Raw genomic sequence first — 18482 nt, forward strand, 5'->3', positions numbered from 1 at the left:
TGAAGTTAGCGGCGCGACACGCCGTCGCGGACGCCGCTAACTTCATGATCGACCGGGGGAGCGGAGGCCGGGGAGAGGGGCAGAGAGGGGCCGGGGTGGGTTAGTCGGCTCGGCGGGTTGCGGCTATGGCCAGGTCCACCAGGGCTTGGCGGGCCTCGGTGTCGAGGTCCACGGCGGTCAGGGCGGCCAGCGCGGCGTCGGTGAGCGTGACGATCCGCTGCTCGGTGCGGGCGAGCGCCCCGCTCGCCGTGATCAGCTCGTGGAGCCGGGCCACCCCCTGCTCGTCCAGCTCCGGGTCGCCGAGCCGGCTGAACAGCAGCTCGCGGCCCGCGTCGTCGGTTGCCTCCCCGGCCGCCGCCACGAGGAAGGTGCGCTTGCCCTCCCGCAGGTCGTCCCCGGCCGGCTTACCGGTCAGCGCCGGGTCACCGAAGACCCCCAGCACGTCGTCGCGGAGCTGGAACGCCTCGCCCAGCGGCAGCCCGTACGCCGAGTAGGCCGTCCGCACGTCGGCCGTCGCGTCGGCCAGCGCGGCACCGAGCAGCAGCGGACGCTCGACCGTGTATTTCGCGGACTTGTAGCGGGCGACCTTGCTGGCGCGTTCCACCGAGGTGTCCCCGGTGGCCTGCGTCAACACGTCGAGGTACTGCCCGACGGTGACCTCGGTGCGCATCTCGTCGAAGACCGGCCGAGCCCGGGCCAACGCCTGGAGATCCAGGCCCGAGGAGTGCAGCAGCTCGTCGGACCAGACCAGGCAGAGATCGCCGAGCAGGAGGGCCGCGGCGTCGCCGAAGCCGTCCGGGTCGCCGCCCCAGCCGGACTCCCGGTGCCGCGCGGCGAACCGCCGGTGCACCGCGGGCTCGCCGCGGCGAGTGTCGGAGCGGTCCATCAGGTCGTCGTGGATCAGGGCGCTGGCCTGGACGAACTCCAGCGCGGCCAGGGCGGTGACCACCTGGTCGCCGTCCACCCCGCCAGCGCCCCGGAACCCCCAGTAGGCGAATGCCGGACGCAGCCGCTTGCCGCCGCCGAGCACGAAAGCCTCGATCGCCTCGGCCACCGGGGCGAGGGCGTCATCCACGGCGGCGAGCCGGCCCCGTTGACCGGCGAGGAATTCGGTGAGGGCCTTGTCGACGCGTTGGCGCAGGCCGGCGCGGTCGACGGGAGACACGGGAGCAGCTTGGGTCACTCCCCGACGCTAGCGGGTCGTCCTGACCCGCGCTCTCCCGCCACGCGTAGTCCCGCCGGTGCGGCCCGGACCGGTGCGCCCCGCCGGTGGCGCGCCGGCCCGTGCGGTGCGGCCCGGACCGGCGGCTCCTGTCGAGCCGGCCCGACGGGTGGCTGCGGCGGCCTCGGCGAGCGTCACCAGCGGCACGTCCAGGACGACAGCGAGCCAGCCGAGCCAGAAACCGCCGGGCACGCGGCGCTGTCGTTCCCAGCGGGAGACCTCATGCCGGCTCAGAGTCGGCACTCTGGAAGCGGCACACAACTCGGCGGCGGCGTGCTGCTGGCTCCAGCCGCGGGCCAGCCGGCAGCGGGCCAGCAGTGGCCCGAGCTGCGCGGGGCGCGGCGCTACGGGTGGGGTCACGGGTCCTCCTGGCGGGCGTCGGTGTGGTGACGACCCGCCCGGCCGACCGGCCGGGACCGGCGTCACCGCTCGGTTGCTGACCCCCGCGCGGAACCCCGGAGCCGCCCCCGCCGCCCCTCCCACGCCACCCATTCCTACCCCGGGGGTACGACACCCGTGCGTCCACCGCGCCGGGACGGGCGGGGCGGCACGGGTCACCGGGTGGGAAGCGCCTGGGTCGCGGTGGCGTCGCCAGCTAGAGTCGGGTCGTGGCGCTCGGTCTTCCTTCGGTCCTCCCCAATCCGCAACCGGCGATCGGGGAGCTCATCCGTGAGCGCCAGCCGACCTTCTCGTTCGAGTTCTTCCCGCCCAAGACCGACGCCGGGGAGCGGCTGCTCTGGCAGGCCATCCGCGAGCTGGAGTCACTGCGCCCGTCGTTCGTGTCGATCACGTACGGCGCGGGCGGGTCGACCCGGGACACCACGGTGGCGGTGACCGAACGGATCGCCACCGACACCACTTTGCTGCCGATGGCCCACCTGACCGCTGTCGACCACTCCGTCGCCGAGCTGCGGCACGTGATCGGCCGGCTCGCCGGGGTGGGAGTGCGCAACGTGCTGGCGGTCCGCGGGGACCCTCCGGGCAACCCGGGTGGTGAGTGGATCCGCCACCCGGAGGGCGTGGACTACGCCGAGGACCTGGTCCGCCTGGTGCGCGATGCCGGCGACTTCAGCGTCGGCGTGGCCGCCTTCCCGTACAAGCATCCCCGCTCGCCCGACGTGGCCAGCGACACCGCGCAGTTCGTCCGCAAGTGCCGTGCCGGCGCGGAATTCGCGATCACGCAGATGTTCTTCGACGCCGACGACTACCTGCGGCTGCGCGACCGGGTGGCCGCCGCCGGCTGCGACACCCCGATCCTGGCCGGGGTGATGCCGGTGACCCAGATCGGCACCATCGAGCGGTCCGTGCAGCTGTCCGGCGCGCCCTTCCCGCCGGCGCTGGCGGCCCGCTTCGAGCGTGTCGCCGACGACCCGGAGGCCGTCCGCCGGCTCGGCGTCGAGCAGGCCAGCGAGATGTGCCGCCGACTGCTGGACGAGGGTGTGCCCGGGATCCACTTCATCACCCTCAACCGGTCCACGGCCACGCGCGAGGTCTGGCAGAACCTGAAGGCCGGCGCGCGGGTGTGAACGTTGCTTCTGCGACACCTGATGCCCGGCACGACGGTTGATCCGTGGTGGGCACACAGCTGAACTGGGATCAGTACGCCACCGCGTGGGCGCGGTTGCACGGCGGGTTCGACCCTCGGGTCGCGGCCCCGGTGGTCCGCGCCTGGCTGCGATTCGCGTACCACGTCGGCTATGTGCTGGGCCGGCTGCGGGTCAGCCCCACCGCGGTCACAGTGGCCGGGGTGCTGCTCTGCTTCTGCGTACCGTTGCTGGTGACCCGCCCGGGCAACGGGCCCTTCCTGGGCGCGTTGTTCGTGCTGTTCGCCGCCGTGGCGGACAGCGTGGACGGTGCGGTGGCGGTCGCCACCAGCCGCACCACCCGACTCGGCTACGTCTACGACTCGGTTGCCGACCGGCTCGGTGAGGTGGCGTGGTTGCTGGCGTTCTGGCTGCTCGGCGCGCCGGGCGCGCTGGTCGTCGCGGGTGGCGCGCTGTCCTGGCTGCACGAGTACGTCCGAGCCCGGGCGGTCGCCGCCGGCATGCGCGACATCGGCGCGGTCACCGTGGGCGAACGTCCCACCCGGGTCTCGGTGGCGCTGGCCGGGCTGCTGGTCGCGGGGCTGGCCGGGCTGATCGAGCCGGAGCTGGCCGCCGGCACCATCACCATGGCGACCGCGGTGTGGGTGCTGTTGGCCGGGTTCGGCCTCGGGCAGCTGCTCTCCACCATCCGCCGCGCGCTGCTCGACGCCGGCTGAGCCCCGGAGCGTACGGCCCCGCGCCTACCAGGCGGGGCCGATCTCGTCGGCGACGATCTGCGCGGAAAGGGTCACCATCGGCAACCCGCCGCCCGGGTGGGTGGAGCCGCCCACCAGCCACAACCCGTTGGCCGGGCCCCGGTTGGCGGGGCGGAGCAGCCCGCCGGCGGTGCCGTAGATCGAGCCACCCGGCGCTCCGGTCGCCGCGTCCAGGTCGGCCGGGGTGCGGACCTCGCGGAACAGCAGCCGGTCGCGCACGTCCATGCCGCGCCGCGCCAGCACGTCCAGGACCCGATCGGCGTACGCGTCGGCCAGCCCCGGCCGTCGCCAGTCGACAGCGCCCGCCGCGGTGCCCTGCCGAGGGGCGTTGACCAGCACGAACCACGCCTCATGCCCGGCCGGGCGGACCATCGGGTCGTCGGCCACTGTGACGAACACCGTCGGGTCGGCCGCCGGCCGGGCCCGTACGCCGCGCCCGGGGTCGCCGAAGATCGCGTCGAACTCCGCGTCGTAGTCGCGCGGGAAGAAGACATTGTGGTGGGCCAGCCCGGTGCTGCCGGAGACGCCGAGCAGCAGCACGAAGCCGGCGAGGCTGCGGTCGGTCAGCCCGGCCAGCCGACGCGGGTGCGGCAGCAGGTCACGGTAGACGGTGAGAGCGTCCACGTTGGCCACCACCACGTCGGCGGGCACCGGCGCGGTGACACCGGCGAGGCGTACCCCGTGCACCCGGCCACCGGTGGCGTCGATCCGGGTGACCGTGGCGTCGGTCTGCACGACCACGCCGAGGTCCAGGCAGCGGGTGAGCAGCGCGTCGGCGAGCGTGCCCAGCCCACCGCGCAGGTACCAGCCACCGAAGGCCAGCTCGGCGTACGGGACCGCGACCAGCGCGGCCGGCGCCCGCCGCGGGTCGGCGCCGGTGTAGGTGGCGTACCGGTCCAGCATCATCCGCAGCCGCGGGTCGGACAGGTGCCGGCGGCCCAGGCCACGCAGGGTGCGGCCCGGGGCGATGGCGGCCAGGTCACCGACCCGCCAGGCCAGCGACGCGAGGTCGCGGGGGGAGTCGACGGTACGACGCAGGATGTCCCGCGAGGAGGCGTTCCACACCCGCGCGGCCCGACGCCACAGCCGCTGCCAGTCGGCTGCCGCCCGGTCGCCCAAGGCGGCACCGATCCGGGTGGCGAACTCCACCGGGTCGGCGCACGAATCCAGTGCCGGGCCGCTGCCGGGGAAGACGTGCCGGACGATCGGGTCCAGCGGAACCAGGTCCAGGTATTCGTCGAGCTTCGCCCCGGTCGCCTCGAACAGGTCGTGGAAGACCTCGGGCAGGGTGAGCAGGCTCGGCCCGGTGTCGAAGTGGAACGACCCGGCCGAGGTGTCGTGCGTGTACCGGCCGAGCTTGCCGCCGACCGTGCCGGCCCGTTCGAAGACGGTCACCTGGTGCCCGGTGGCGGCCAGCCGGGCGGCGGTGGCGAGGCCACCCACCCCGGCGCCGACGACCACGATCCGCGCCATTCCGCGTCCTCCTAGCTGACCGGGCGACCCCGCCAGGTCAGGCGGCGTCGCTTTCGCAGATGGTACGACCGCAGGGTCAGCCAACCGAGGACCACGACCGACACGGGGTGTGCGAGCGCGTCGGGCCACCACCGGCCCCCCGTCGCCCGGGCTGTGAACACCCGCCCGGCCACCCCGAGCAGATAGCCGGCCAGGCCCGCGGCGACCACCCCCGGCGCGCCGGTCGCCACACCGGCCAGCGCGATCAGCGGCGGTGCGGTGTAGAGCAGCAGCAGCGACGCCACCACGGCCGCTGCCGCTCCCGGGTGCCCGAACGACGCCCAGAGCGACTTCGAGTACCCGTCGCGTAGCTGCGGCCAGTCGTCGTACATCCGGCAGGTGGCCAGCCGGGAGCCGTCGGCCAGGGCGATCCGCCCACCGGACCGCTTGACCGCCCGGGCCAGCTCGACGTCCTCCAGGATCTTGTCGGCGACCGCGACGTGCCCGCCGGCGGCCGTGTAGCCGGCCCGGTCCAGCACCAGGAACTGGCCGCCCGCCGCGGCCAGCGACGGCCGCGACGAGCGCTCCATCGCGCGCAGCGGCAGGAAGGTCAGCCAGAGCCACTGCAGCAGCGGCTGCACCAGCCGGTCGGCCGCCGTCGCCACCACGATCCGGGGGTACGGCGACAGCAGCGTCGCGCGGGCGGCACGCAGCTCGGTGACGGCCGCGGCCACGGCGTGCGGGGCGAGCACCACGTCGGCGTCGACGAAGACCAGCGCGGTGGCGTCCGGGTCGGCGCGGGTGGCCAGTTGCCAGCAGGCGTGCGGTTTGCCCAGCCAGCCCGGCGGTGGGGCGATCCCGGTGAGAAGCGTCACCCGGGGGTCGTCGCCGGCCACCGCGCGGACCACGTCGGCGGTGCCGTCGGTGGACCCGTCGTCGAGGACCACGACGCGCAGCCCGGGTACGCCGCGTTGGTCGAGCAGGGCGCGCAGGCAGGGCGTGACCCGGTTGGCCTCGTCGCGCAGCGGCAGCAGCACGGCGACCCGCTCGTCGACCTCGTCGGGCTGGTCGGTGGGCCTGCGCAGCCAGCGGGTGGCGTTGAGCCAGGTGTGCCCGGTCAACGCGGCGATGGCGATGACCAGGGCGAGCAGGACGGTCATCGGGTCGCGTCGACGCCGGGCCGGTGCGGCTGGTGGTCCTCCCGGCGGGTGTCGCGAGCCCGCCGGGCACGCAGCAGGGTCACCGCCAGCGGTACGGCTGTCACCGACATGCCGGCGGCGCCCCAGAGCGCCGAGGCGGGCAGGTCGAGGAAGACGGCGTGGGCCAGGATGCTGGAGAAGTACGTCCACAGGTAGAGCGCGACCATCGGGTGATCCCGCCGGTCGGTGTGCTCGGCGGCCGGCCCGGCCAGCGGGCGCAGCGCGCTCATCATCAGCACCGCGAAGAGCAGCCAGCCCAGGTAGTTGCTGACCGGGATGCCGGGCAGGCCGGGCAACGCCGGGGTGGCGTCCCGCCAGACCCAGTAGCCCTCGGCCACCATCTGCGGATCGAGGAAGAGATCCCAGGCGGCCAGCCCCACGGTGGCCAGCGCGATCCGTCGTACCCACAGCCCGACCGCCGACCCGCCGCGGCCTGTCCCCGATGTGCAGCCGCCGGCCGTCGCACCGCTGTCACCGGCCCGCGACGCGCTGCCGCCGGTCAGCCGGACCGCCGCCAGCCAGGCCGGCCAGGCCATCCAGGTCCAGGCCAGCGGAATGATCAGCGGCACTCCGGCCAGTTTGGGGCCCAGCTCGCCGGAGTAGTCGTAGCTGCCGAACGGCACCCCGGTGGCCACCCCGATCGCCTCGATCGCGAACCCGCCGCCGGTGGCCACCGCGACCAGCGCCGCCGCCACCCGAGGGCCCCGGCTGAGCAGCGCGTGGCCGACCGAGAGCAGCCACCCGAGCACGACGGTGGCCACGGTGAGCCCGGCCCTGGTGGCGCCGGTGGTGAGCGGGTAGCAGATCTGGGCGAGCACCAGGATGGCGAGCAGCGCCCAGGAGATCCGTCGGGTCATGACGCCGGTGGTTCGAGGGGCAGGTCCCGACCGAGTACGCCGAACGGCCGCTCGTCGCCGGGGAAGTGGAAGTTGCGCAGCACGTCGACGAAACCGAAGCGCCGGTACAACCGCCAGGCCCGTGAGGTCTGCTCGTCGGCCTCCGGGGTGGACAGCAGCGTGGTGTCACCCTCGGCCATGCCGAGCAGCGCGCGCAGTTGGCCGGCGCCCAGACCGTGCCCCTGCGCCGGTGGCCGGACGTGCAGCTCGACCACCTCGAAGCAGTGGGTGAGCCAGCGCTGGCGGGTCGGGGCGTCCAGTGCCCGGTGCACCTGGTCGTGCCACCACTGACCGGAGGCGCCCAGGTAGCCGTAACCGAAGCCGGCGAGGTGACCCTCACTGGTCAGGCTGGCGACCGCCCGGAAACCCGGCCGGCGGACGTGGGTGGCGATGTAACCGCGCCGGGCCTCCAGCAGGTCGGTGCGGTATCCCATCGCCTCGCCGTAGACGGTCACCACGTCGTCCAGCCGCCGGACGAGATCGTCCGGCGTCCAGCGCACCAACCTCATGCCCGTCCACCCTTCACTGTTTCCGGGCCACCGTCGGCGACCCATCCGAGCACCGACCGGTCGCCGACCACGTCGCGCACCTCGAACCGGGCGAACAACTCCTCGGCGTACCAGCCCTCGGTGGGGGTTCGCATGATCGCCGCCCGGTGCTCCGGGTGACGGTACGCGAACGCCACCAGGTCCGTCGGGTCGCGCCACACGCTCACCGTGCCCTGCCAACCCAAGGGCGCCTCCCCGACCCCGAACCGGGCCAACAGCCCGGGCGCGTCGCGCAGGGCGGCGGCCACCGGGGGGATCGCCCGCCAGAAGGTGGCTGCCCGGCGGACCCGCAGCCGAGCCCGGGTCAGCGCCAGCACCGGGCCGGTGACCCGGCCACCCGGCGGGTCACCGAACGGCCGCTGACCGGACCACTCGCCTCGGCTGGTCAGCGGGCGCAGGTCCACCCGGGCGGAGGCGTGGGCGATGCGCGCCCAGGCACGCCCGACCGCCGAGTCGTCGAAGCCGGCCGCCGCTGCGGGGGAGTCCCAGACGGTCAGCGCCGCCCACCGGGTCAGGTCGGCGTCCCCCGGCCCGAATCCGGTGCCGGTCCCGGTGCCCAGCAGCTTGCCGAACCGAACGCCCGGGAGGGAGCGCAACCGGCGTGGGTCCACCGCCATCCGGGTCAGCGCCCGGGGCAGCGCGGCGCGGGAGGTCCGCCACACGTGCAGCGTGACGAGCTCCGGTGCGGCGTTCACGCCACCTCGGCCGGGCTGCCGGCGGTGACCCGCAGCAGCTCGGTGTAGGTGGTCGGGAAGACCGCCTGCGGTACGCCACCCGCGGCCCATATCTCGGGGTACGCCGTCAGCGCCGTGTCCACCAGGGTGCGCAGCGGGTGCGGGTGCCCGAGTGGGGCGACACCGCCGATCGGCTGCCCGGTGTGTGTCCGGACGAACTCCGGGGTGGCGCGGCGCAGCCGGGTGACGCCGAGCGACGCCGCCAGGCTGGCGGTGTCGACCCGGTGCGCGCCGGAGGTGAGCACGAGCAGCGGCGCGTCGTCCGCGTCGAAGATCAGTGAGTTGGCGATCTGGCCTACCTCGACGCCGAGCGCCTCGGCGGCCGCCGAGGCGGTGTGCACCGCGTCGGGAAGCAGGCGGACCGTGCTGGGCTCACCGGTGCCGTCGAGCGCGCCGACGGCGGTGAGCGCGTCCTGCACCGCTCGTACGTTCGGGTGTGGCTGCATGTCGCCATTCTTCCCGGTCAGTCGGCGACGGGTTCAGCCGACCACGTTCCATCCCGTCCCATCGGACCCAGCCCGACAGGTCCCGTTCGTGGTGAATGACCGACCTTCGCGCCAAGATCCGCGCAACTTCCCTGGTGTTGCTGTCTCCGGCGCGCGGGAGGCAGCAACATTCCTGATGTTGTACGGATCTTCCTCGTCGATCTCGCCGGAGCGGCTGCGCGACTACGCGATGCGCTGGCAGCGTGGGGCGACCCCGGCCCGTTCCTCGTCCCGGCCGCCGGCCCGCCCGACTATCCGACCCCGAGCTGAGCCGCCGCGCTCGGTACGCACGCCTGGCGCGTCACACGTTGCATTTTCGTCGGAGGGGAGGTGTACTGTCAGGAGCAGTTAGAACGAGTGTTCGATTGCCTCGAACGCCCGTTCCAACCAGCCGGAGCGCGGCGTTTCGCGGCGCCAGCTCCGGGCGGTGTGGCTCCGCGGGCCGCACCTGGGTTTCCGGGCAGTCGCGAGCCTGGTCCCGACAGGCAGGATCGTCGCTCGCCGCCCACGACCCCCGGGCGGCGGGCGACGAACCCGCCGGTACGCCGGCCGGGTGTGGTGTGGGGAAGCATCCACACCCGGCCGGCCACACCCGGTGCGTCTTCCTCCGCACCACTCGACCTCGGCGTCTCGTCGGCGGCATCAGCGCGCCGGGGCGACGCCTCGGCCATGTGGAGGAGACATCCATGCCGACCAACTCGGCTCAGGCACCGACGGTGCCGGCGCACGTGCTGCCGCACCGCACCCCCGCCCAGCTGCTCACGTTGGCCCGGCGTGGGCTGGTCGAGGCCGGCCAGACCCGACCTGACGGTCTGCGTTATGCGGCTGCCCACCTGGCGGCGCTGCGCGCGGCGGCCGCCCTGCTCGCCGCGCGTGCCCGACCCGCGCCGAGCCGACGCAACCGGATCACCAGCGTCTGGGTCCTCCTCTGCGCCGTCGCTCCGGAGCTCGACGAGTGGTCCCGGTTCTTCGCCGCCGGCGCCAGCAAGCGCGCCGCCGCCGAGGCCGGCATCCCCCGGGTGGTCAGCGCCCGGGAGGCCGACGATCTGCTCCGTGCCGCCGAACAGTTCGTCACGGTGGTGGAGACCGCACTCGGCGTTGCCCACCAACCGGCCCTGGACGGCCTCGCCGCCTGATCCCGCCGTGCCACCGACCGCCCCGCGGGGGGAGCCGGGCGGCCGGTGGCACGGCGTGCCGGTCCTGATCTGATCAACAGCAACGACGGGGGAGTTGGTCCAATGGCGGGCCGCATGGTGGTCGGTTCCGCCGCACTGGCCGATCTGGTGCGCCCGGCGAGCGCGCCCGACCAGGCCGGCGGGCACCGGGTGCTGCCGGTGGTGCCCGAGCTGACCGGTCTGCTGCCCAACCGAGGCCTGCGCCGGGGCAGCACCATCGCGGTTGCCGCCGGCCAGCCCCGGCGCAGCGGTGGCACCTCGCTGATGTTGGCTCTGCTCGCCGAGGCCTCCCGGGCCGGCTCGTGGTGCGCCGTGGTCGGTGTGCCGACGTTCGGTGCGGGCGCGGCCGCCGAGCTGGGCATCGCCCTGGACCGGCTGGCCCTGGTGCCGAATCCCGGCCCCGAGTGGGCCACAGTGGTCGCCGCGCTGATCGACGGCGTGGACGTCGTGGTCACCACCGTGCCGGCAGCGGTCTCCGCCTCGGTCGCCACCCGGTTGGCCGCCCGGGCGCGGCAGCGCGGCAGTGTGCTCGTCCCGTACGGCCGGTGGGACGGCGCGGACGTGACGTTGCAGGTGGTCCGTGGAGTCTGGGAAGGGCTCGGGCATGGCCGGGGGCGGTTGCGCCGCCGGGAGGTCACCGTCTCGGCGCGCGGGCGCGGGGCGGCTGCCCGACCAAAGGAGATCAAGGTCTGGCTGCCGGGCGACGAGCTGACCCGGGTGATCCCGCGTGTGATGCCGTCGACAGTGGGCCGTCCGGCCGCGCCGCTCGCCCTGGTCGGTCGGGAGTGACCGGCACGCCGGCACGGACCCTGCTGCTGTGGTGCCCGGACTGGCCGGTGCTCGCCGCCGAGATCGTCGACGGGGTGCCGGCCACCGGCCCGGTCGCCGTGCTGCACGCCAACCGGGTGGTCGCCTGCTCCGAGCGGGCCCGCGCCGAGGGAGTGCGCCGAGGGCTGCGCAAACGGGAGGCGCAGGGTCGCTGCCCGCAGCTCACCGTCGTGGATTACGACCCGGGTCGGGACGCCCGGGCATTCGAGCCGGTGGTCGCCGCAGTGGAGGAGCTGGTCGCCGGCGTCGAGGTGGTCCGTCCGGGCGCCTGCGCGGTGGCCGCCCGCGGGCCGAGCCGTTACCTCGGTGGCGAGGAGGCGGCCGCCGAGCGGATCATCGAGCACGTCGCCCAGTCGTGCCTGGTGGAGAGCCAGGTCGGCATCGCCGACGGGGTGTTCGCGGCCGGGTTGGCCGCTCGCTCCGGTCGGGTGGTGCCACCGGGTGGGACACCGGAGTTCCTGGCCGGGTTGCCGGTCGAGGCGCTCGGCCGCTCGGCGCTGGCCGACCTGCTGCGGCGACTCGGTGTGCGCAGTCTCGGCGACTTCGCCGCGCTGCCGGCTGGCGACGTGCTGGCCCGGTTCGGGTTCGACGGTGCGCTGGCCCATCGGCTGGCCGCCGGGCGGGACCACCGCCCACTCGCCGTCCGGCAGCCGCCGGCCGACCTGACGGTGACCGCCGAGCAGGACGAGCCGATCGACCGGGTCGACGTGGCCGCGTTCGTGGCCCGGGCGTTGGCTGAGCAGTTGCATGAGCGGCTGGCCGGGCACGGGCTGGCCTGCACCCGGCTCGGCATCGAGGCGGTCACCGAGCACGGGCAGGAGCTGCACCGGGTGTGGCGGCACGACGGCCTGCTCACCGCCGCGGCCATCGCCGACCGGGTGCGCTGGCAGCTCGACGGGTGGCTCTCCGGCAGCAGTGGCCGCACCGGCGCCCGACCGGCCCGACCGACGGCCGGCATCATCCGGCTGCGACTGATCCCGGACGGGGTGATCGCCCAGGCCGGTCTGCAGGCCGGCCTGTGGGGGGAGACCGGCGAGGAGCGGGAACGGGCGCACCGGGCGCTGAGCCGGGTGCAGGGCATCCTCGGCCCGGAAGCGGTGGTCACCGCGGTGCTCGGCGGTGGTCGCTCCCCGGCCGACCAGGTGCGACTGGTGCCGTGGGGCGACGAACGCCTCCCCACGCGTCCCGGTCCGGCACCGTTGCCCGGCGAGCCGATCGCGCGTCCCGGTCCGGCGCCGTTGCCTGGCGAGCCGATCGCGCGTCCTGGCCCGGCACCGCTGTCCGGCGAGCCGACCGCACGTCCCGGCCCGGCACTGCTGTCCGACGAGCCGATCGCGCGTCCCGGTCCGGCGCCGTTGTCCGGTGCGCCGATCGCGCGTCCCGGCCGGGCACCGCTGTCCGGCGAGCCGATCGCCAGTGGCGGCGGCCGGGCCGTCAGTGCCGGTCGGCCTGCCGACCACAGTGCCGGCGGGGTTCCACCGTGGCCCGGCCGGCTGCCGGCGCCCGCGCCGGCTGTGGTGCTGCCCAGCCCGCTCGCCGCGACCGTGCACGACGCCGCTGGTGAGGCGGTGGTGATCAGCGCGCGGCTGGCGGTGAGCGCTCCGCCCGCCCGGCTGGTGGTCGGCACCGGCCGGCCGGCGGAGATCGTCGGCTGGGTCGGCCCGTGGCCGGTGGACGAGCGGTGGTGGGCTCCGGCCGAGGCTCGGCGGCGGGCACGGTTCCAGGTCTGCCTGGCCGACGGCACCGCCCTGCTGCTCGCCGTCGAGGGCGGGCAGTGGTTGGTGGAGGCGATCTATGACTGAGCGTCCAGCCGGGCTTGATCGACTCGGTATTCCGAAAGTCGGGGTGTCCCGCCGACCCGGACAGCCCGACTTCGCGGAGGTCGAGTCGATCAGGGTGAGGGTGCGGGAATGAGCTTCCACAACCCGAAGATGCCCTGGTCGGAGCTGGAACGGGTGCTCTCCGGGCGGGGCAGTGGCAGCTCCGGGCGGGGCGACGGCGGGTCGGGCGGTTCCGGCGGTTCCGGCGGCGGGCGGTCGCGCGACGAGCGGCACCTGCACGTGGTGGACCCGCTCGCCGTGGACGCCGACGGGGGAGACTCCCCGGCCTGGAGCCGCCACCGTGAGCGGTACCAGCCACCGGAGCTGACCCGCCCCGACGGGGTGGTGCCCTACGCGGAGCTGCACGCGCACACCAACTTCAGCTTCCTCGACGGTGCCAGCCATCCCGAGGAGTTGGCTGAGGAGGCGGCCCGGCTGGGGCTCACCGCGCTCGCTGTCACCGACCACGACGGCTTCTACGGGGTGGTCCGCTTCGCCGAGGCGGCCCGCACGCTGGGCCTGCCGACCATCTTCGGCGCGGAGCTGTCCCTCGGGCTGCCCGGCCCGCAGAACGGCGAACCCGACCCGCACGGCGCGCACCTGCTGGTGCTCGCGCACGGCCATGAGGGGTACGCCCGGCTGGCCACCACCATCGCCCGCGCCCAACTGCGCGGCGGGGAGAAGGGCCGCCCGGTCTACGGAGAGTTGGAGGAGGTCGCCGACGAGCTACGCGATCACGTGCTGGTGCTGACCGGTTGCCGCAAGGGGCACGTGCCGGGCGCGCTGCTCACCGAGGGGGTGGACGCGGCGGCCCGCGAGCTGGACCGGCTGACCGCGCTCTTTGGTGCGGAGACGGTGGCGGTGGAGCTGACCGACCACGGCCATCCTGTCGACGCCGACCGCAACGACGCGCTCGCCGACCTGGCCACCGCGGCCGGGCTGCCGACGGTGGCCAGCAACAACGTGCACTACGCCACGCCTGGCCGGCGTCGGCTGGCCACCACCGTCGCCGCCGTCCGGGCCCGACGCAGCCTGGACGAGATCGACGGCTGGCTGCCCGCGGCGGCCACCGCCCACCTGCGCAGCGGCGCGGAGATGGCGGCCCGGTTCGCCGCGTACCCGGGTGCGGTGGCGCGGGCCGCCGAGTTCGGCGCCGAGTTGGCCTTCGACCTCCAGCTCGTCGCGCCGCAGTTGCCGGCGTACCCGGTGCCACCGGGGCACACGGAGATGAGCTGGCTGCGGAAGCTGACCGCCGACGGGGCACGGGAGCGCTACGGGCCGCCGCAGGCGCACCCGACGGCGTACGCGCAACTCGACCACGAGTTGAACATGATCGAGGAGTTGGGCTTCCCCGGCTACTTCCTGGTGGTCTACGACATCGTCACGTTCTGCCGTGAGCAGGACATCTACTGCCAGGGTCGGGGTTCGGCGGCCAACTCGGCGGTCTGCTACGCGTTGCGGATCACCAATGTGGACGCGGTCCGGCACCGGCTGCTATTCGAGCGGTTCCTCGCCCCGGAACGCGACGGCCCACCGGACATCGACGTGGACATCGAGTCCGACCGTCGGGAGGAGGTGATCCAGCACGTCTACACCCGCTACGGCCGGGAACATGCCGCCCAGGTCGCCAACGTCATCTCCTACCGGCCCCGGTCGGCGGTGCGCGACGTGGCCAAGGCGTTCGGCTACTCGCCGGGGCAGCAGGACGCCTGGAGCAAGCAGATCGACAGGTGGGGCTCGGTCGCCACTGTCGACGTGGAGAACATCCCGGAGCAGGTGGTGGAGTACGCCAACGAGTTGCAGACGTTCCCACGGCACCTGGGCATCCACTCCGGCGGCATGGTGATTTGCGACCGGCCGGTGATCGAGGTCTGCCCGGTGGAGTGGGGGCGGATGCCCGGGCGCAGCGTCCTGCAGTGGGACAAGGACGACTGCGCGGCGGTCGGCCTGGTCAAGTTCGACCTGCTCGGGCTGGGCATGCTCTCCGCCCTGCACTACGGCTACGACATGATCGGCCAGAGCCTCGACCTGGGTGACATGACGCTGGACGACCCGGAGGTCTACGACATGCTCTGCCGGGCCGACTCGGTCGGGGTGTTCCAGGTGGAGAGCCGCGCCCAGATGGCCACCCTGCCCCGGCTCAAGCCCCGCGAGTTCTACGACCTGGTGGTCGAGGTGGCGTTGATCCGGCCCGGCCCGATCCAGGGCGGTTCGGTGCACCCGTTCATCCGGCGCAAGAACGGCCAGGAGCCGGTGACCTTCGCGCACCCGCTGATGCGCAACGCCCTGGAGAAGACCCTGGGTGTGCCGCTGTTCCAGGAGCAGTTGATGCAGCTCGCCATCGACCTGGCCGGCTTCGACGCGGCAGAGGCCGACCAGTTGCGCCGGGCGATGGGCGCCAAACGGTCGGTCGAGCGGATGACCCGTATCGCCGACCGGCTCTACGCCGGGATGGCCGAGCGGGGCATCACCGGTGAGTTGGCCGACGACGTCTACCGCAAGCTCACCGCGTTCGCCAGTTACGGCTTCCCGGAGAGCCACGCGATGAGCTTCGCCTACCTGGTCTACGCCAGTTCCTGGCTCAAGCGTTACCACCCGGCGCCGTTCCTGGCCGCGCTGCTCAACGCCCAGCCGATGGGTTTCTACTCCCCACAGACCCTGGTCGACGACGCCCGCCGGCACGGGGTGGAGGTTCGTCGCCCGGACATCAACGCCAGTGCGGCGTTGGCGGTGCTGGAGTCCACCCCGGACACCCGGTGGGGCAGCGGGCCGGGGGAGCCGCCGCACGCCTGGGGGTTGGGCGGCCCGGCGGTCCGGCTCGGCCTGTCCAGCGTACGGACCCTCGGCGCCGACGTGGCCGAGCGGATCGAGGCCGAACGGGCGGTCGGTGGGCCGTACCGGGACATGCCTGACCTGGCCCGGCGGGTCGGTCTCACCGCCGCGCAACTGGAGGCGTTGGCCACCGCGGACGCCTTCGCCTGTTTCGGGCTGACCCGGCGGCAGGCGCTGTGGGCCGCCGGCGCGGCCGCCCAGGACCGGCCGGGACGGCTACCCGGCACGGTGACCGGCGCGGCGGCGCCCACGCTGCCCGGGATGGAGGCGGTGGACCGGCTGGTCGCCGACGTGTGGGCCACCGGGCTGTCGCCGGAGAGCCATCCCGCCCGGTTCATCCGGGGTCAGCTCGACGTGCTCGGCGCGGTGCCGATCGCCCGGCTCGGCCGGGTGGAGCCCGGCCAGCGGATCCGGGTCGGTGGCATCGTCACCCACCGGCAACGTCCGGCGACCGCGGGCGGGGTCACCTTCCTCAACCTGGAGGACGAGACCGGGATGCTCAACGTCACCTGTTCGCCGGGGTTGTGGCAGCGCTACCGGCGGGTGGCCCGCACCAGCGCCGCGCTGGTGGTCCGGGGGCGGTTGCAGCGGAACGAGGGGGTGACCAATCTGGTCGCCGACCGACTGGACGCCATCGAGCCGCCGGTCAGCCCCGCCTCCCGTGACTTCCGCTGAGAGAGTGATCCACATTACGGTTTCCCGGGTCGTTGGGCGGGAGACTCGTCACGAGCGGGCAGAGCCGCCCGTGATCCGTGAGGGGGAATGACAAGTGACGGGCAATCACGCGTACACCGGTGGAATCGCCAACGCTCGGCGGACCCGGCTGGGTGCCGGTTGGGTGCCGTCGCACCTCGCCGACCCCCGGGAGTACGAGGTGACCAACGGCCCGGTGGCCAACGAGCGCCGGTCCCAGGCGGAGGACGAGGCCGAAGGCACCGAGTCCTGACCGACCCTGGCACCGCACACCCGACCGGACGTGTGGCGGGTGCACCCGCCACACGTCCGCAGCGAGGATGGACCAGGTGACTAGGCTCGACCGGGTGGAGCAGACCCGAGGCCGGTTCACCGGGCCGCCGCTGACCCCCCGTACCGCCGTGATCTGGTCGGTGCTCCGCGCCGAGCTGGACCGGCGCGGCGACGTCGAGCTGACCGTGCTGGACGTGGGTGGCGGCACCGGCGGTTTCGCCGTTCCGCTGGCCCGCGCCGGGCACCGCGTCACAGTGGTCGACGCCAGCCCCGACGCGCTCGCCGCGCTCACCCGCCGGGCCGCCGAGGCCGGCGTGGCCGACCGGATCGCCGCCGTGCAGGGCGACGGCGACGCCCTCGCCGGGCTGGTCGAGCCGGCCGGCGTCGACCTGGTCCTCTGCCACTCCGTGCTGGAGGTGGTCGACGACCCGGCACCGGTGGTGACCGCGTTGGCCACCGCGCTGCGTCCGGGCGGCGCGGCCAGTGTGCTCGTGGCCGGGCGGGCCGCCGCCGTGCTGGGCCGCGCGATGAACGGCCACCTCGACGTCGCGACCGCGCTGGCCGCCGACCCGGCCGGCACCGCCGGACCACGGGACACGCTGCGCCGACGCTACGACGCCCCGGGCGCCGCCGCGCTGCTCGGCGCCGCCGGTCTCGTGGTCGAGGAGATCCACGGGGTACGCGTGCTCGCCGACCTGCTGCCGGCCGCGGTCGCCGACGGGCAGTCCGCCGCCCTGGTCGAGTTGGAACGCGCGCTGGCCGCCCAACCTCCGTACCGGGACCTGGCCGCCCAACTGCACCTCTTCGCCCGCCGGCCGGCATGAGCGACACGCCACCTGAGGCGCCGCTGACGGTCCTCGGGCCTCACCACGGCGGCGGCCGTCTCGCCGACGTGCTGCCCAGCGCGCTCGCCGTGCTGGGCGTTCCCGGCTCGGCCGACCCGCTCGCGCTCGTCCCCGCGTTGGCCGGGGTACGCCGGATCGCCGTGCTCCTGGTCGACGGGCTCGGCTGGTACCAGCTGCCGACCGCCGCCCCGTACGCGCCGACCCTCGCCGGGCTCGCCGCCACGGTGGCCCGGCCGATCATCGCCGGTTTCCCGTCCACCACACCGACCAGCCTGGTGACGCTCGGCACCGGCGTCGCGCCGGGCGCGCACGGGGTGCTCGGCTTCACCGTGCGGGTGCCCGGCACCGACCGGGTGCTCACCCACACCGACTGGGCCGCGGACCCGTCGCCGCTGCACTGGCAGCCGGTGCCCACCCAGCTGGAACGGGCCCGCGCCGCCGGTGTGACGGTGACAGTGGTGAGCCGGCCGGAGTTCGGCGGCAGTGGGCTGACCCTCGCCGCCAACCGGGGCGGCGACTTCCGGGGCGCCGCCGGTGGGGACGCGGTGGCCGCCGCCATGCTGGCCGCGCTGGCCGCCGGCCCGGGCCCGACCCTGGTCTCCGGCTACCACGCCGACCTGGACCGGCACGGCCACCTCAGCGGCGTCGACTCAGCACCCTGGCGGGTCGCCGCCACCGAGGTGGACGCCCTGATCGCCCGGTTGGTCGACGGGCTGCCGTCGGACGCGGCACTGCTGGTGACCGCCGATCACGGCCAGCTCGACATTCCCGCCGACCACCGCTTCGACCTGGACACCGACCCACGGCTGCGCGCCGGGGTGCGGGTGGTGGCCGGTGAGGCCCGGGTGCGCTACCTGCACGTCGAGGAGGGCGCGGTCGACGACGTGCGGGCCGCCTGGTCCGAGGTGCTGGGCGACGCGGCGCGGGTACGCACCCGCGACGAGGTGGTGGCCACCGGCTGGTTCGGTCCGGTGCCCGAGGAACACCTGGGGCGGATCGGCGACGTGGTGGTGACCTGCAACGACACGTACGCGGTCATGGCCAGCCGCACCGAGCGGCCGATGGCGTCGAAGCTGGTGGCGTACCACGGGTCGGACACCGCGGCCGAGCTGACTGTGCCCCTGCTGGTCGTCCGCGGCTGACCGGCGTACCGGTGCGGCCCGCCGGTGACTGGTGGTGTC

17 protein-coding genes are annotated in these 18482 nt (G+C 74.5%); 9 read left to right on the forward strand and 8 right to left on the reverse strand.

Annotated elements, in window-relative coordinates; translation table 11 throughout:
- Positions 1-100: 100 nt before the first annotated feature.
- Both KBX46_RS21705 and KBX46_RS21710 read right to left on the reverse strand, forming a co-directional pair.
- Positions 101-1183 (reverse strand): polyprenyl synthetase family protein, encoded by a 1083-nt coding sequence (locus tag KBX46_RS21705; protein ID WP_210793862.1) that lies wholly within the window; start codon positions 1181-1183, stop codon positions 101-103.
- Between the two features lie 9 nt (positions 1184-1192).
- On the reverse strand, positions 1193-1582 hold the full coding sequence (locus KBX46_RS21710; protein ID WP_308159658.1) for a helix-turn-helix transcriptional regulator: 390 nt from the start codon (positions 1580-1582) through the stop codon (positions 1193-1195).
- Positions 1583-1830: 248 nt separating this feature from the next.
- Here KBX46_RS21710 and metF point away from each other — a divergent pair, with 248 nt between their 5' ends.
- Both metF and KBX46_RS21720 read left to right on the forward strand, forming a co-directional pair.
- On the forward strand, positions 1831-2748 hold the full coding sequence (gene metF / locus KBX46_RS21715) for a methylenetetrahydrofolate reductase [NAD(P)H] (protein WP_088949408.1): 918 nt from the start codon (positions 1831-1833) through the stop codon (positions 2746-2748).
- A 44-nt stretch (positions 2749-2792) separates the two neighbouring features.
- Positions 2793-3482, forward strand: a complete 690-nt coding sequence (locus tag KBX46_RS21720; RefSeq protein WP_088949407.1) for a CDP-alcohol phosphatidyltransferase family protein — start codon at positions 2793-2795, stop codon at positions 3480-3482.
- A gap of 24 nt (positions 3483-3506) precedes the next feature.
- On the opposite strand, the gene KBX46_RS21725 is transcribed toward KBX46_RS21720, so the two are convergent.
- The 6 genes from KBX46_RS21725 to KBX46_RS21750 are packed head-to-tail and all read right to left on the reverse strand — an operon-like array spanning position 3507 to position 8796.
- Entirely contained in the window at positions 3507-4994 is a 1488-nt protein-coding gene (locus KBX46_RS21725) for an NAD(P)/FAD-dependent oxidoreductase (protein WP_210793864.1), read from the reverse strand.
- Between the two features lie 11 nt (positions 4995-5005).
- Entirely contained in the window at positions 5006-6133 is a 1128-nt protein-coding gene (locus KBX46_RS21730) for a glycosyltransferase family 2 protein (RefSeq protein WP_210793865.1), read from the reverse strand.
- Complete coding sequence (locus KBX46_RS21735) at positions 6130-7029, reverse strand: carotenoid biosynthesis protein (protein WP_210793866.1); 900 nt, start codon at positions 7027-7029, stop codon at positions 6130-6132. The genes KBX46_RS21730 and KBX46_RS21735 overlap by 4 nt, the downstream gene beginning before the upstream one ends.
- Positions 7026-7577: a GNAT family N-acetyltransferase gene (locus KBX46_RS21740; RefSeq protein ID WP_088949403.1), complete on the reverse strand. Its 552-nt coding sequence runs from the start codon at positions 7575-7577 to the stop codon at positions 7026-7028. Before KBX46_RS21740 ends, KBX46_RS21735 begins: the two co-directional genes overlap by 4 nt.
- Positions 7574-8311, reverse strand: coding sequence for a monooxygenase (locus KBX46_RS21745; protein ID WP_088949402.1), 738 nt, complete (start codon positions 8309-8311; stop codon positions 7574-7576). The genes KBX46_RS21740 and KBX46_RS21745 overlap by 4 nt, the downstream gene beginning before the upstream one ends.
- Positions 8308-8796, reverse strand: coding sequence for a YbaK/EbsC family protein (locus tag KBX46_RS21750; RefSeq protein ID WP_088949401.1), 489 nt, complete (start codon positions 8794-8796; stop codon positions 8308-8310). Before KBX46_RS21750 ends, KBX46_RS21745 begins: the two co-directional genes overlap by 4 nt.
- A 725-nt stretch (positions 8797-9521) precedes the next feature.
- Here KBX46_RS21750 and KBX46_RS21755 point away from each other — a divergent pair.
- The 7 genes from KBX46_RS21755 (at position 9522) to KBX46_RS21785 (ending at position 18443) form a co-directional block, all read left to right on the forward strand.
- Complete coding sequence (locus KBX46_RS21755) at positions 9522-9971, forward strand: SAV_6107 family HEPN domain-containing protein (protein WP_088949400.1); 450 nt, start codon at positions 9522-9524, stop codon at positions 9969-9971.
- 102 nt (positions 9972-10073) lie between these two features.
- On the forward strand, positions 10074-10799 hold the full coding sequence (locus KBX46_RS21760; protein ID WP_099856054.1) for a hypothetical protein: 726 nt from the start codon (positions 10074-10076) through the stop codon (positions 10797-10799).
- On the forward strand, positions 10796-12640 hold the full coding sequence (locus tag KBX46_RS21765) for a DNA polymerase Y family protein (protein WP_210793867.1): 1845 nt from the start codon (positions 10796-10798) through the stop codon (positions 12638-12640). The genes KBX46_RS21760 and KBX46_RS21765 overlap by 4 nt, the downstream gene beginning before the upstream one ends.
- A 108-nt stretch (positions 12641-12748) precedes the next feature.
- Positions 12749-16165 carry an error-prone DNA polymerase gene (locus KBX46_RS21770; protein WP_210793868.1) on the forward strand — a complete coding sequence of 1139 codons (3417 nt, stop codon included), beginning with the start codon at positions 12749-12751 and terminating at the stop codon, positions 16163-16165.
- A gap of 94 nt (positions 16166-16259) precedes the next feature.
- Positions 16260-16436 carry a hypothetical protein gene (locus tag KBX46_RS21775; protein ID WP_172862076.1) on the forward strand — a complete coding sequence of 59 codons (177 nt, stop codon included), beginning with the start codon at positions 16260-16262 and terminating at the stop codon, positions 16434-16436.
- Between the two features lie 67 nt (positions 16437-16503).
- A complete protein-coding gene (locus tag KBX46_RS21780) occupies positions 16504-17280 on the forward strand; it encodes a methyltransferase domain-containing protein (RefSeq protein ID WP_210793869.1) in 777 nt (258 codons plus the stop codon).
- Positions 17277-18443: an alkaline phosphatase family protein gene (locus KBX46_RS21785; RefSeq protein WP_210793870.1), complete on the forward strand. Its 1167-nt coding sequence runs from the start codon at positions 17277-17279 to the stop codon at positions 18441-18443. Before KBX46_RS21780 ends, KBX46_RS21785 begins: the two co-directional genes overlap by 4 nt.
- Positions 18444-18482: the final 39 nt, after the last annotated feature.

The organism is Micromonospora sp. C81 (assembly GCF_018070425.1).
GTDB lineage: Bacteria > Actinomycetota > Actinomycetes > Mycobacteriales > Micromonosporaceae > Micromonospora > Micromonospora zamorensis.